This is a genomic window from Winslowiella iniecta (assembly GCF_001267535.1).
GTDB classification, from domain to species: Bacteria; Pseudomonadota; Gammaproteobacteria; order Enterobacterales; family Enterobacteriaceae; genus Erwinia; species Erwinia iniecta.
This window is the reverse complement of sequence record NZ_JRXE01000002.1, coordinates 228,977-243,714: the sequence shown is the minus strand read 5'-3', so window position 1 is coordinate 243,714 and position 14,738 is coordinate 228,977. Positions and strand designations below refer to the sequence as shown.

Annotated in this window: 12 protein-coding genes; 5 read left to right on the top strand and 7 right to left on the bottom strand. The window is 54.5% G+C overall.

Features of this window, described 5'->3' with window-relative positions:
- The first annotated feature begins 79 nt into the window (after positions 1 to 79).
- Complete coding sequence (locus NG42_RS02275; protein ID WP_053116350.1) at positions 80 to 418, top strand: alpha/beta hydrolase; 339 nt, start codon at positions 80 to 82, stop codon at positions 416 to 418.
- An 83-nt stretch (positions 419 to 501) separates the two neighbouring features.
- Here the strand turns inward: NG42_RS02275 and gyrA are convergent, their stop codons facing one another.
- Positions 502 to 3,138 (bottom strand): DNA topoisomerase (ATP-hydrolyzing) subunit A, encoded by a 2,637-nt coding sequence (gene gyrA / locus NG42_RS02270; RefSeq protein WP_052897346.1) that lies wholly within the window; start codon positions 3,136 to 3,138, stop codon positions 502 to 504.
- A 181-nt stretch (positions 3,139 to 3,319) separates the two neighbouring features.
- On the opposite strand from gyrA, the gene ubiG reads away from it, so the two are divergent.
- From ubiG to yfaE, 4 genes are all read left to right on the top strand, one after another.
- Positions 3,320 to 4,048 carry a bifunctional 2-polyprenyl-6-hydroxyphenol methylase/3-demethylubiquinol 3-O-methyltransferase UbiG gene (gene ubiG, locus NG42_RS02265; protein ID WP_052897344.1) on the top strand — a complete coding sequence of 243 codons (729 nt, stop codon included), beginning with the start codon at positions 3,320 to 3,322 and terminating at the stop codon, positions 4,046 to 4,048.
- Positions 4,049 to 4,590: 542 nt separating this feature from the next.
- Positions 4,591 to 6,876, top strand: coding sequence for a class 1a ribonucleoside-diphosphate reductase subunit alpha (gene nrdA / locus NG42_RS02260; RefSeq protein WP_052897342.1), 2,286 nt, complete (start codon positions 4,591 to 4,593; stop codon positions 6,874 to 6,876).
- 71 nt (positions 6,877 to 6,947) lie between these two features.
- The gene (gene nrdB, locus NG42_RS02255; RefSeq protein WP_052897340.1) at positions 6,948 to 8,078 is read left to right on the top strand and encodes a class Ia ribonucleoside-diphosphate reductase subunit beta; all 1,131 of its coding nucleotides are present in this window, start codon (positions 6,948 to 6,950) and stop codon (positions 8,076 to 8,078) included.
- A gap of 3 nt (positions 8,079 to 8,081) precedes the next feature.
- Entirely contained in the window at positions 8,082 to 8,342 is a 261-nt protein-coding gene (yfaE, locus tag NG42_RS02250) for a class I ribonucleotide reductase maintenance protein YfaE (RefSeq protein WP_052897338.1), read from the top strand.
- 118 nt (positions 8,343 to 8,460) lie between these two features.
- On the opposite strand, the gene NG42_RS02245 is transcribed toward yfaE, so the two are convergent.
- The 6 genes from NG42_RS02245 to NG42_RS23255 all read right to left on the bottom strand — a co-directional run.
- Entirely contained in the window at positions 8,461 to 9,657 is a 1,197-nt protein-coding gene (locus NG42_RS02245) for a nicotinamide mononucleotide deamidase-related protein YfaY (RefSeq protein WP_052897336.1), read from the bottom strand.
- A gap of 179 nt (positions 9,658 to 9,836) precedes the next feature.
- Positions 9,837 to 11,330, bottom strand: a complete 1,494-nt coding sequence (locus NG42_RS02240) for an FGGY family carbohydrate kinase (RefSeq protein WP_052897334.1) — start codon at positions 11,328 to 11,330, stop codon at positions 9,837 to 9,839.
- A 2-nt stretch (positions 11,331 to 11,332) separates the two neighbouring features.
- Entirely contained in the window at positions 11,333 to 12,277 is a 945-nt protein-coding gene (locus tag NG42_RS02235) for a transketolase family protein (protein WP_052897332.1), read from the bottom strand.
- On the bottom strand, positions 12,270 to 13,100 hold the full coding sequence (locus NG42_RS02230; RefSeq protein ID WP_052897394.1) for a transketolase: 831 nt from the start codon (positions 13,098 to 13,100) through the stop codon (positions 12,270 to 12,272). The genes NG42_RS02235 and NG42_RS02230 overlap by 8 nt, the downstream gene beginning before the upstream one ends.
- A gap of 74 nt (positions 13,101 to 13,174) precedes the next feature.
- Positions 13,175 to 14,278 carry an ABC transporter permease gene (locus NG42_RS02225; protein ID WP_052897330.1) on the bottom strand — a complete coding sequence of 368 codons (1,104 nt, stop codon included), beginning with the start codon at positions 14,276 to 14,278 and terminating at the stop codon, positions 13,175 to 13,177.
- Positions 14,279 to 14,280: 2 nt separating this feature from the next.
- The coding region (locus tag NG42_RS23255) for an ATP-binding cassette domain-containing protein (protein ID WP_052897406.1) at positions 14,281 to 14,738 on the bottom strand (458 nt) is incomplete at its 5' end.

The following is a 14,738-nucleotide window of genomic DNA, read 5'->3' as shown; positions in this document are numbered from 1 at the left end:
CAGCCTGACCACCGCCGGTTAGCCAAACGCGCGCAGCAGGTGGCAATCAGAGAAAGGTTGTTAAGGAGCAGTTCACATAATGCGTGCGCTCGATCCAGGTATGGCTTATGCGGTGACGCCACAAAGTATTGCCAGGATTAACGTGCCGGTACTGTTACTTGCCGCTGACTACTATGTTCGCGCGCCGAAGCCGCAGCAGTTGGGTGTGGAAAATATTCATTTACCGCAACAGCGTCTGCCACAAACCGGACATTTTGATTTCCTGCCGCTGTGTCAGCCACAGGCGAAGGAAGTGCTGGCAGAAGAAGGGGAAGAATTTATCTGCGAAACCCCGACAGCCGAGCGCGCGGCGATTCATCAACAGGTGGTGAACCAGGTTATGGCATTTTTGCGGCAGAACCGGGTGATTGTGGAGTAACGGAGATAAACTAAATATGTGCTTTTAACAAAAAAAAAGGCCAGCAATGCTGGCCTTTTTATCTCACGCTGTAAGCTTAACGATTACTCGTCGTCGCCTTCGGTGGCTTCGTCATCGTTATCCACTTCTGGCATGATCTCGTCATCACCTTCCGCGACGCTGCCGTCGATAGCATCCAGCTCTTCTTCCGCTACCGGCTCAGCGACACGCTGCAGGCCAACCACATTTTCATCTTCCGCAGTACGGATCAGAATCACACCCTGCGTGTTACGTCCGACGATGCTGACCTCAGACACACGCGTACGCACCAGCGTACCGGCATCGGTGATCATCATAATCTGATCGCTGTCGACCACCTGTACCGCACCGATTACCGGCCCGTTACGTTCGGTCACTTTGATCGAGATAACACCCTGAGTCGCACGCGATTTGGTTGGATACTGGCTGTTCTCAGTACGTTTACCGTAACCGTTCTGCGTTACCGTCAGGATCGCGCCATCTTCCCGTGGGATGATCAGCGAGACCACGCTGTCGCCTTCCGCCAGCTTGATACCGCGGACACCGGATGCGGTACGACCCATGGCACGCACCGCCTGCTCGGAGAAGCGCACCACTTTACCGGCGGCAGAGAACAGCATCGCCTCGTCGTTACCGTCAGTCAGCGCCACGCCGATCAGCTCATCGTCATCGCGCAGGTTGACGGCAATAATACCGGCACTACGCGGACGGCTGAACTCAGTCAGCGCGGTTTTCTTCACGGTACCGCTGGCGGTTGCCATAAAGATATTCAGCCCTTCTGCGTACTCACGTACTGGCAGAATCGCGGTGATACGCTCGTTCGGCTCCAGCGGCAGCAGGTTGACGATCGGACGTCCACGTGCGCCACGGCTCGCTTCCGGCAGCTGATAAACTTTCATCCAGTAGAGACGGCCACGGCTTGAGAAGCACAGAATGGTGTCGTGGGTGTTGGCCACCAGCAGACGGTCAATAAAGTCTTCTTCTTTAATACGTGCTGCCGACTTACCTTTACCACCACGACGCTGCGCTTCGTAATCCGTCAGAGGCTGATACTTAACGTAGCCCTGATGCGACAGCGTAACCACCACATCTTCCTGATTAATCAGGTCTTCGATGTTGATATCCGCGCTGTTAGCAGTAATTTCGGTACGGCGCTCGTCACCAAACTGATCGCGAATCAGTTCCAGCTCTTCGCGAATCACTTCCATCAGGCGCTCAGCGCTTTCCAGAATGTGCAGCAGTTCAGCGATCTGCTCCAGCAGACCTTTGTACTCGTCCAGCAGCTTCTCGTGCTCAAGGCCGGTCAGTTTCTGCAGACGCAGATCAAGAATCGCCTGAGCCTGCTGCTCGGTCAGGTAGTATTTACCGTCGCGAATACCAAACTCTTCTTCCAGCCACTCAGGACGTGCCGCGTTGTCACCGGCGCGTTCCAGCATGGAGGAGACGTTACCGAGATCCCACGGACGTGCAATCAGACCCGCTTTCGCTTCGGCTGGCGTTGGCGCACGGCGAATCAATTCGATAATCGGATCGATATTGGCCAGCGCAATCGCCAGTGCTTCAAGGATATGGGCACGATCGCGCGCTTTACGCAGTTCGAAAATGGTACGACGCGTCACCACTTCACGGCGATGGCGTACAAAGGCTTCGATAATATCCTTCAGCGGCATAATCTTCGGCTGGCCCTGGTGCAGTGCCACCATGTTGATGCCGAACGAAGTTTGCAGCTGTGTCAGCGAGTAGAGGTTATTCAGCACCACTTCGCCAACCGCATCGCGTTTGATTTCAATTACGATACGCATACCGTCTTTATCGGATTCATCGCGCAGTGCGCTGATGCCTTCCAGACGTTTCTCTTTCACCAACTCAGCAATTTTCTCAATCAGGCGCGCTTTGTTCACCTGATAAGGAATTTCATTGATGATGATGGTTTCGCGACCGGTTTTCGCATCGGTTTCCACTTCACCACGGGCGCGGATATAAATTTTACCGCGACCGGTGCGATAGGCTTCTTCGATACCGCGACGACCGTTGATAAACGCCGCTGTCGGGAAGTCTGGCCCGGTAATATGCTCCATCAGCCCTTCAACGCTGATGTTTTCATCATCGATATAAGCCAGACAGCCGTTAATCACTTCTGTCAGGTTATGAGGAGGAATGTTGGTCGCCATCCCGACGGCAATACCGGACGCGCCGTTAATCAGCAGGTTCGGGATTCGGGTCGGCATCACTTCCGGGATCTGCTCGGTGCCGTCGTAGTTCGGCACGAAGTCGACGGTCTCTTTTTCCAGATCCGCCAGCAGCTCGTGGGCGATTTTCGACATACGCACTTCGGTATAACGCATCGCTGCCGCAGAGTCGCCGTCAATGGAACCGAAGTTACCCTGACCATCGACCAGCATATAGCGCAGCGAGAATGGCTGCGCCATACGCACGATGGTGTCATAGACAGCGGTATCGCCGTGCGGGTGATATTTACCGATTACGTCGCCGACAACACGGGCAGACTTTTTATATGGTTTATTCCAGTCGTTACCGAGAACGTTCATGGCATAGAGCACACGACGGTGGACTGGTTTGAGTCCATCCCGAACATCTGGTAATGCACGGCCAACGATGACCGACATGGCGTAATCAAGGTAGGAGTTCTTTAACTCTTCCTCGATATTGACCGGTGTGATTTCTCTGGCAAGGTCGCTCATGGAGCCGCTATCCCTCTACATTAGTCCCGGATTCAAAGGTGCGAAAGTATATCACACTGCACTGATACGGTGAACGGAAAGCGTCGTAATGCATGCTTTATTCGCCAGCGGCGCTCTCGTGCCCTTCGCTGCCGGAAAGATGTATACTTCAAAGAAATTTTGTTGCTGGAGCACTAATTCAATGAATGCAAACCCTAATTCTGGCGCACCTAACGTTGATCATCACGAGATCGCTAAATTCGAAGCGGTCGCCTCACGCTGGTGGGATATGGAAGGTGAGTTTAAACCTCTGCACCGGATTAACCCGCTGCGCCTCGGCTATATTGCTCAACACGCGGGCGGACTGTTCGGTAAAAAAGTGCTGGATGTTGGCTGCGGCGGTGGCATTCTGGCCGAAAGTATGGCGCGGGAAGGGGCTGAGGTAACCGGTCTGGATATGGGTGCCGAACCGCTGGAAGTGGCGCGTCTGCATGCGCTGGAAAGCGGGGTGAAAATTGATTACGTGCAGCAGACGGTGGAAGATCATGCTGAACAATTTGCCGGTCAGTACGATGTCGTGACCTGTATGGAGATGCTGGAGCACGTGCCGGACCCGCGTTCCGTGGTTCACGCCTGCGCCCGTCTGGTGAAACCGGGCGGTGAAGTGTTCTTCTCAACGCTGAACCGCAACAGCAAATCCTGGCTGATGGCGATCTTCGGCGCGGAATATGTGCTGCGCATGGTGCCGCGCGGTACGCACGATATTAAAAAGTTTATCCGCCCTGCTGAACTGCTGAACTGGGTCGACGAAACGCCGCTGCGCGAGCGCCATATGATTGGCCTGCACTATAACCCGCTGACCAATAAATTCCGTTTAGGTCGCGGCGTTGACGTCAACTATATGGTGCATACCCATAGCGTGATTGAGTAATCTGTTGTGCCAGGGGCGGCATTCTCGCCGCCCGAATCAATGATCGCCCCCTCCCCACCCCCGCCTTCATCAAAATGCCATCGGATTTTCTTAGCCTTAAGCGCGCGGACAGATCTTTTTCCTGTTGTACGTCTGGTGAGCGAAACGTCAGGATAGTGCAGTGCGCAAATGAAAGTATCGCCTGACATCAGCTGAACGATAAAATCGTCCGGCTCAGAACACTTTTTCCGCAAAGAAAATTGTGCGGAATAAGCAATGGATAGAAAATCAGCGTTCGATCAAATTTTTGATTTTTTTATCTTAAGGATTGACAGGGCTACGACCCTTGAGAAACGTGGACTTAGTAAAAAACCCCGCGTATGGAACCGAAAAACGATCAGAAATCAACTCTTGTTATGCGCTGATAAGTTACTAGAATACTCACCATCTAGTTACACAATCCTCCCCTGACTACTATATATAGTGTTTATCCACAGAGTTACTCACAATGAGATTTCTGTGCATAAACAGGGGATATTTTTTACGGACAGGTAAAACCCGACATGAATCAGAGTCTGCTGGTCACAAAACGCGATGGTCGCACAGAACGTATTAATCTTGATAAAATCCACCGGGTTCTCGACTGGGCAGCTGAAGGTCTGCAAAACGTTTCCGTTTCACAAGTAGAGCTGCGTTCACATATCCAGTTCTACGACGGCATCAGAACTTCTGATATCCACGAAACGGTGATCAAAGCAGCAGCCGATCTGATCTCACGTGAAGCGCCAGACTATCAATATATGGCGGCACGCCTGGCGATTTTCCACCTGCGTAAAAAAGCTTACGGTCAGTTTGAACCACCAAAACTGATCGATCAGGTCAAGCGTATGATCGACCTGGGCAAATACGACAAACATCTGCTGGAAGACTACTCGACGGAAGAGTTTGAGCAGATGGACGGTTTTATCGACCACTGGCGCGATATGAACTTCTCTTACGCAGCGGTTAAGCAGCTGGAAGGTAAATATCTGGTGCAGAACCGCGTCAGCGGCGAAATCTATGAAAGCGCGCAGTTCCTGTACATTCTGGTGGCCGCTTGCCTGTTCTCGGGTTATCCGCGTGAAACCCGTCTGGATTACATCAAGCGCTTCTACGATGCGATCTCAACCTTTAAGATCTCACTGCCGACGCCAATTATGTCTGGCGTGCGCACCCCTACCCGTCAGTTCAGCTCTTGCGTCCTGATCGAGTGCGGTGACAGCCTGGATTCCATTAATGCCACCAGCAGCGCGATCGTAAAATATGTGTCGCAGCGCGCCGGTATCGGTATCAACGCCGGTCGTATCCGTGCGCTGGGCAGCCCAATCCGTGGCGGCGAAGCCTTCCACACCGGTTGTATCCCGTTCTATAAGCACTTCCAGACCGCAGTGAAGTCCTGCTCTCAGGGCGGGGTACGCGGTGGTGCAGCCACGCTGTTCTACCCAATGTGGCATCTTGAAGTGGAAAGCCTGCTGGTACTGAAAAACAACCGTGGGGTTGAGGGCAACCGCGTCCGTCATATGGACTACGGCGTGCAGCTGAATAAACTGATGTATCAGCGCCTGCTGAAAGGTGAAGATATTACACTGTTCAGCCCGTCTGACGTGCCTGGCCTGTACGATGCCTTCTTTGCCGATCAGGATGAGTTCGAGCGTCTGTACACCAAATATGAGAAAGATGACAGCATCCGCAAACAGCGTGTGAAAGCGGTCGATCTGTTCTCACTGATGATGCAGGAACGCGCCTCAACCGGCCGTATCTACATTCAGAACGTTGACCACTGCAACACCCACAGCCCGTTTGATCCGTCTATCGCTCCGGTACGCCAGTCCAACCTGTGCCTGGAAATCGCGCTGCCAACCAAGCCGCTGCTGGATGTGAATGACGAAAACGGTGAGATCGCGCTCTGTACGCTGTCTGCGTTTAACCTCGGTGCCATCAACAGCCTTGACGATCTGGAAGAGTTGGCAACGCTGGCGGTGCGTGCGCTGGATGCCCTGCTGGACTATCAGGACTACCCGATTCCGGCCGCCAAACGCGGTGCAATGGGTCGTCGCACCCTCGGTATTGGCGTGATCAACTTCGCCTACTATCTGGCGAAGCATGGTGTGCGCTATTCCGATGGCAGCGCCAACAACCTGACGCACAGAACCTTCGAAGCGATTCAGTATTATCTGCTGAAAGCCTCCAACGAGCTGGCGAAAGAGCAAGGCGCGTGCCCGTGGTTTAACGAAACCACTTATGCACAGGGCATTCTGCCGATCGACACTTACAAGAAAGATCTGGATGTCATCAGCAACGAACCGCTGCATCTGGACTGGGAAAACCTGCGCGAGCAGATTAAAACTCACGGCCTGCGTAACTCCACGCTCTCTGCACTGATGCCGTCAGAGACCTCTTCGCAGATCTCTAACGCCACTAACGGTATTGAGCCGCCGCGCGGTCATATCAGCATTAAAGCATCGAAAGACGGCATTCTGCGTCAGGTGGTGCCGGAGTATGAGAGCCTGAAAGATAACTATGAGCTGCTGTGGGATATGCCGAATAACGACGGTTATCTGCAGCTGGTTGGTCTGATGCAGAAGTTTATCGACCAGGCGATCTCCTCAAACACCAACTACGATCCAACGCGCTTTGCTAACGGTCGCGTACCGATGAAGCAGTTGCTGAAAGATCTGCTGACTGCGTATAAATTCGGGGTGAAAACGCTTTACTACCAGAACACCCGTGATGGCGCGGAAGATGCGCAGGACGATCTGGCACCGTCCATTCAGGATGATGGCTGCGAAAGCGGCGCTTGCAAGATTTAATCCTCCCCGGATGACACCTCAGTAGTGGTCGGCACAGCCCGGCCACTACCTCTAATGACTGGATTACCATCATGGCTTACACCACGTTTTCACAGAATAAAAATAATCAGCTGGACGAACCAATGTTCTTCGGTCAGCCGGTGAATGTTGCGCGTTATGACCAACAGAAATATGACATCTTTGAAAAGCTGATTGAAAAACAGCTCTCTTTCTTCTGGCGTCCGGAAGAAGTCGACGTGTCACGTGACCGTATTGACTATCAGGGGCTGCCGGATCATGAAAAACATATCTTTATCAGCAACCTGAAATATCAGACGCTGCTGGACTCTATTCAGGGTCGCAGCCCTAACGTCGCGCTGCTGCCGCTGATCTCGATTCCTGAGCTGGAAACCTGGGTAGAAACCTGGGCGTTTTCGGAGACGATTCACTCGCGTTCTTACACCCATATTATTCGTAACATTGTTAACGATCCGGCGATTGTGTTCGACGATATCGTCACCAATGAGCAGATCCTGTCGCGTGCCAAAGATATTTCAGGTTACTACGACGATCTGATTGAGATGACCAACTACTGGCATCTGCTGGGTGAAGGTTCACATCAGGTTAACGGCAAAACCATTACCGTCAGCCTGCGCGAGCTGAAAAAGCAGCTGTATATCTGCCTGATGAGCGTTAACGCGCTGGAAGCGATTCGCTTCTACGTCAGCTTTGCCTGCTCCTTCGCCTTCGCCGAGCGCGAACTGATGGAAGGTAATGCAAAAATTATCCGTCTGATCGCCCGAGACGAAGCGCTGCACCTGACCGGTACTCAGCATATGCTGAACCTGATGCGCAGCGGTGAAGACGATCCGGAGATGGCAGAAATTGCCCGCGAATGTCGTCAGCAGTGTTACGACCTGTTTGTGCTGGCAGCAGAGCAGGAAAAAGAGTGGGCAGAATACCTGTTCCGCGATGGCTCCATGATTGGCCTGAACAAAGACATTCTGTGGCAGTATATTGAGTACATCACCAACATCCGTATGAATGCGGTTGGTCTGGATCTGCCATTCAAAACTCGTTCGAACCCGATTCCATGGATCAACTCCTGGCTGGTCTCCGATAACGTGCAGGTGGCACCACAGGAAGTGGAAGTCAGCTCTTACCTCGTTGGCCAGATTGACTCCGAAGTCAATGGCGACGACTTTAGCGATTTCCAGCTGTAAATTATGGCCGGTTCGATCATTACGCTGCGCGCCTCCGGTGCGCAGCTGCAATGCGATGATGAGCATCCTTCACTGCTGGCGGCGCTGGAGTCGCATAATCTGTATGTGGAATACCAGTGTCGCGAAGGCTATTGCGGCTCCTGCCGCACGCGCCTGCTGAAAGGCGAAGTCTGTTATGCCGCCCGGCCATTAGCCTTTGTACAAGAGGGTGAGATTTTGCCCTGCTGCTGTCGGGCGAAAGGCGATATTGAGATCGAGATGTAATCGGCATTCCTGTTCGCCTGATGCCAGGCCTGTTTTCGCCGCCCGTGCCGAAGGTTAGCACCCCGCATGCCATCAGGACGGGAGCCGGAACAGCTCCCCTGGGCGATTCCAGCAATCCTTAAACCTTAATCGTCTCCAGCACATCGATCCAGCCGTGACCCGTGGTGACATCACTGCCCTTCAGCCAGCGGCGCAGCATATTCATTGCCATCATCGCCACCACTTCCTGACGCGCTTTTAATCCGTGACGATTAATATTGAATTTCACCTGCTGAGCAAAGGTGCCCTCCGGCGTATGCAAGGCAAAGCCCAGCTGTTCGTCAGCGAAACCACCAACCGATAATGCCAGCGCCGAACCGTTGGTCTGTGCCAATGCGGCGGTGCGCACGGCCAGCGCCGATAAAGACTCCGGCTGCGATGGCAGCACATTGCCCGCGGCTAAAGCGACATCGGCGGATGCCAGCTGCCACTGTAATAATCCGGCGGAAAACTGCTCGCTGACGCTCAGCGTCAATTCCCGCTGTTGCAGTAAGCGTGCCAGCAAGGCCGGTAATCCTTCGGTGCCTTCGAAAATGGTGTACTCGGCCATCATCAGCCGCACCTGCTGCCAGCTCTGCTCCATCGCCACCCGTTGTGACGCCGGGCCGGTCAGCTTTAATTCGATAATCGGCATCGAGGAGCGGTAACCCATCACCACGCCTTCCGGCAGCGGCAGCGACTCCAGCTCGGTAGCGAGATCGCTTTCGCCACGACCAAACGTCGTCAGACGTAAGCAGATCGGCGGTTCAGGTAAGGTGTAGCGCTGTTTCAGCCGCGGGATAATTTGCTGCTCAACCATCACTTTAAATTCTGATGGCACGCCGGGAGTAAAGAAGATCCAGCAGCGATTGAGCTGAATGGCAAAGCCACAGGCAGTACCCACCGGATTATCGACCAGTTCCGCGCCAACCGGAATTTCCGCCTGTTTACGGTTGCTGGCGGCCATCGGCTTACCACGACTGGCAAAGAACGCTTCCATCTTCTCCAGCCACTCCTGATGAATTTCCAGCCCGACGCCCTGCGCTGTCGCCGCCGCCAGTGCGCTAAGATCGTCGCTGGTCGGCCCCAGGCCGCCGTTAACAATCAGCACATCAGCAATCTGACTGCGCTCAGTTAACGCCGCAACCAGCGCCTGCAAACTGTCTCCCACCGTTGAGCGGCTGGTCATCGGCAGACCATGCGAGAACAGTACCTCTGCCAGCCATGCGGCGTTGGTATCAACAATTTGTCCGTGCAGCACTTCATCGCCAGTTGAGAGCATTTCCACTCTAATCACTGTGTTCTCCCGTCAGATTGGATGTTGAATATTTTTACGATAGTAAAATGGAAGGCATCAAGATTAAAGCTATATCTCTGATTTCAGAATATAATCAATCAGATAGTCTGGAAGACGGCAAAAAGGAGCTGAGCGGCTCCTTTTTGATTAAACGACAAATTATTCCACCTGACCCGCAGTCAGGATTTTACTGGCTGGTAACGACAGCGTGCCACCGCAGCCAGCCAGCCCTGGTAATTCTCTTGCGCCCGTTGCGCCTGCATTGCACGCGGCCAGATGGTGGTGCCGCCGCGTAATGCATTCAGTTCATCGCCCTCGCCCCACCAGTTAAGCTGACGCCCGGCCAGAACCGCCGCACCAAGCGCTGAGACCTCAGCGGTGGGGGCGATGATTAAGGGACGCTGCAACAGATCGGCCTGAAACTGCATCAGCCAGCTATTTTCTGTGGCGCTGCCGTCAACACAGAGTTGTGCCAGCGACTGACCACCCGCCTGCTCCATAGCTAAAAACACATCGGCAATCTGAAAAGCTATCGATTCCAGCGCCACCCGCGCCAGGACTTCAGGGGTCGCCGCATCGGTCAGGCCACAAATCAGCCCGCGAGCCTGTAAGTCCCACCAGGGCGCGCCCAGCCCCGACAGAGCCGGAACAAAGTAGATCCCCTGATTGCTGTCGCTGCGTTGCGCCATTGCGGTCAGCTGCCGGGGATCGTTCACCCCCAGCATGCGCGACAGCCAGGCCGCGCCCGATCCGGTGTGAGTAATATTGCCTTCAAACGCGTAGCGCAGCTGGCCGTCATGCCAGGCAATGGTGGTACTTAGCCCGCGTTCGCTCATCACCGCCGCCGGCAGCGACATCATCAGTGATGAGCCGGTGCCATAAGTGGCTTTAATTACTTCACCACCATCCGAACGCCGGGCATAGAGCGCCGCATGCGAATCACCAATTAATGCCAGAATCGGCGTACCGGCAGCCAGACCGGGAATATCATCAAGCTGCACCGCGCCATGCTGCGCGGCAGAAGGTTGCACCTCCGGCAATGCCTGACGCGGCACCTGGAACAGCGTTAACAGCGCGTCATCCCACTGTGCCTGGTGAATATTGAACAGCTGGGTGCGCGCCGCATTGGCATAATCAGTGACAAATTGCTGACCGCCAGTCAGTTGCCAGCACAGCCAGCTATCGACAGTACCAATACAGAGTTCTCCCGCCGCCGCCCGCGTGTAGCCATTCGGGATCGCGGCCAGCATGCCGGTCACTTTCGCCGCTGGAAACATCGGGTCAACCGCCAGCCCGGTTAACGCCGAAATCAGCGGTTGCTGCCCACTTTGCTGTAAATCGCGACACAGCGCTTCCGAGCGGCGGTCCTGCCAGCTGACCAGCGGCGTTACCGGCTTACCGTCGCTGCGCTGCCAAATCATAATCGATTCGCGCTGATTACTGATGGCGACGGCCGCTACCGTCGCACCGCCACACTGCGCCAGACACTCAGCAATCGCCTGCCGCACCGCCTGCCAGATCGCCAGCGGATCCTGCTCCGCCAGCCCAGGCTGCGGATGAGCAATTTGCAACGGCTGGCTGGCTCGTGCCACGACTCGACCATCAGCATCGACAGCAATCGCCTTCGCGTTGGTGGTGCCTTCATCGATAGCTAAAATAAGCGGGCCTGACATGGTTATTCCCCCTGGCACATCTGCAAGGCATTGCGCACTACGCCAGCCGCATCAATACTGTGATGGGCGCGGGTTGAGGCGCGGTCGCCGGCAATCGCGTAATCGCCATCGGCAATGCCGAGCCGCCGCAATTTGCTGCCAACACCGCCTTCGGCCAGCACTTCCGCCACTAAACTGCCGACACCACCGTTTATATTGTGCTCTTCGACGGTGATAACGTTGGGATAGTGATTTAGCAGGTTACGCAGGCGTTGGGTATCGCAGGGCCTGATCGATGCGATGCTGATCACAGCCGCCGCAATCCCCTGCAGCTCCAGCTGTGCCGCTGCATCGACAATCTCGTGCACCGTTGATCCCATCGCCACCAGCGCAATCTCTTTACCTTCACGCAAGACATCAATATGGCCAGGCACAAACTGGTAGCTGGCATCGTGCAGTTCCGGCAGTGCCTTACCGTCGAGGCGGATATACACCGGCCCGACATGATCGAGGGCATAGTCGATAATCTGACGGCACTCAACCGGGCAGGATGGCGCATAAATTTCGATATTGCCGAAGCCACGCATCACTGCGATATCATCGATACTGTGATGGGTACTGGCCAGCGGGCCATAGCTGGCACCGGCATTCAGACCGAATAGCTTAACGTTGGTATTGTTGTAGCAAACATCGACTTTGACCTGCTCGTTAGCGCGTGAAATCAGGAACGGTGCGGCATTACAGGTCACTGCCACTTTACCGCCAATCGCCAGTCCGGCGGCGGTACCCACCAGCGTCTGCTCAGCAATGCCGACATTGACCAGTCTGCCAGGAAACTGTTTGATAAACGGCGAAATTTTAGCCGTGGAGGTGGAATCGGCCACCACCGGCACCAGATCAATGCCGCGTTCGACCGCTTCGATAAACGCCTTCACCATCACATCGGCCAAATGTGCTGAATTACTCATCTTTCAACTCCTCCATCGCCAGGTCGATCTCATCACCTTTTGGCACACGGTGATGCCACTCCGGCTTACTCTGAATAAATGAAACACCGAAACCTTTCTCGGTATTGGCAATCACCACATTTGGCTTGCCGTTGGCTGGCAGATTTTCCAGCGTGTCCACCACTGAACGCATATCGTTACCGGCGCATTCAGTGACGTTCATACCAAATGCCAGCCATTTCTCCGCCAGCGGATCGGTATTCATAATTTCGCTGGTGGCACCGGCCAGTTGCAGTTTGTTTTTGTCATTAATGATGGTCAGATTATCGAGACCGTAATGGGCAGCAACTAACGCCGCCTCCCAGTTACTGCCTTCGGCCAGCTCGCCGTCACCGGTCACCACAAATACCCGCCGCTTGCTGTTATCTTTTTTTGCCGCCAGCGCTATGCCGACCGCAACCGGCAGACCATGCCCCAGAGCGCCGGTATTCAGCTCAATGCCGGGAGTTTTATGTTTAACCGGATGGCCCGGCAGGTGGGAATCCGCGTGCTGGTATGTCGGCAGCCAGCTTTCCGGGAAATAACCCGCCTCCGCCAGCACGCAGTAGTAACCGCCCACCGCATGACCTTTCGACTGAATATAGATATCGCGCGTCTCATCATCGGTACGATCCGGCGCGCAATCCAGCAGGCGGAAATAGAGTGCAGTAAGGATCTCAACCTGCGATAAATCGGCCCCGGTATGCCCGCCCGCCGGGCTGTTGGCATTCAGCGTAATGATGCGTCTGCGAACAGCGCGCGCCTTTTTTTCCAGCTGTTCAACCGAAAGTTTGAACGGATTCATAGCAACCTCTTTGAATTTAAAATCAACCACGAATATTTATTCATGGAGGTAAAAAAAATTAAGTTTGCCGCGACTTAGCGGCTCGCTTCACCCTGCTGGATTACCGCCTTCTGCGCCACCACTGCTGCTTTTTGCTGCATGCGGTTTTGCATCTGATCGATAATCACGGCCACAATAATCACGATCCCTTTGATCACCATCTGCCAGAATTCGCTGACGCCCATCATAATCAACCCATCGGCGAGAAAGCCGATAACGAAGGCACCAATCAACGTACCAATAATGGTTCCGCGCCCGCCAGCCAGCGAGGTTCCCCCTAATACCACTGCCGCAATGGCATTCATCTCAAACGAGCTGCCGTTCGCCGGATGGCTGGCAACCAGTTGTGATGACACCACGATCCCGGCAATTGCCGCGCAGAATCCTGACAGCGTGTACACCAGAATCTTGACCTGTTTAACGCGCACGCCAGACAGTTCCGCCGCCTTTTCATTATCGCCAATGGCATACACCTGGCGGCCAAACGGCAGGCGGGTGGCGATATATCCAATCACCAGCGCCAGTACGATCATCATCCAGATGGCGTAAGGCAAGCCGAGTAAAGTGCCGGATCCTATTGCATCAAAACCGGTATTCCCCAGCTGCGGATTGCCCGCCAGGCCGGGAAAGGTTTCGCCGCCGGACGTCAGCATGGCGGCACCGCGCAGGATATACATGGTGCCCAGCGTGCAGATAAATGGCGCGACGTTATAGCGGGTAATAATCCAGCCATTACCGGCACCGATCAGCGCGCCAATTAACAATACCACCGGCACAACCACCCAAATGCTGGGGAAGATCGCAATACCGAACATCGGTAACACAATCCCTTTAGTGATCAGCCAACCCGCCACCATCCCGCACAATCCCAATGTTGCGCCAATCGACAGATCGATACCGGCGGTGATAATCACAAAGGTGATCCCCAGCGCCAGAAAGGCGTTTATGGCGATATGTTTAATCATGATCACCATGCTGCCGACGGCGAGAAAATCCGGCACGGTAATGGCAAAAAAGCCAACAATCAGAAACAGCGCAATAAAGGTGCGCATCTTCAGAAGCAGTAAAATCAGGCTTTCTCGCGAGTTAAATGCTTTGGCCGGTTGCGTTACCCGCGCAACGCCGTTGTCGTTTATCATCGTCAGAACCCTTGCGCACTTGCTTTCACCAGAGCTGATTCTTCGGCGCTGGCGCGCGGAATATCAGCGGTAAGTTTGCCACCCGACATCACCAGGATGCGGTCGGAAACCGCCATAATCTCTTTTAAATCTGAGGTGGAGAAAATCACCGCGATCCCCTGCTCCGACAGCTCGACCATCATGCGAAACACATCAGCTTTAGCGCCGACGTCGATACCACGGCTCGGTTCATCCAGCAGCAGCAGTTTGGGGTTAGTCAGCAGCGAACGCCCAATCACCACTTTCTGCTGATTCCCGCCGCTCAGCGCCTGAATCGCCACATCCGGCGAGGACACTTTGATCGACAGATTGCCAACGGTACTGGCAACCACCGCCCGCTCCTGCTGCTGCGCGATAGCAAAACGCCAGCTAAGGCGACGCCACAGGCTGGCGATGGTCAGGTTACTGGCGACCGACGACA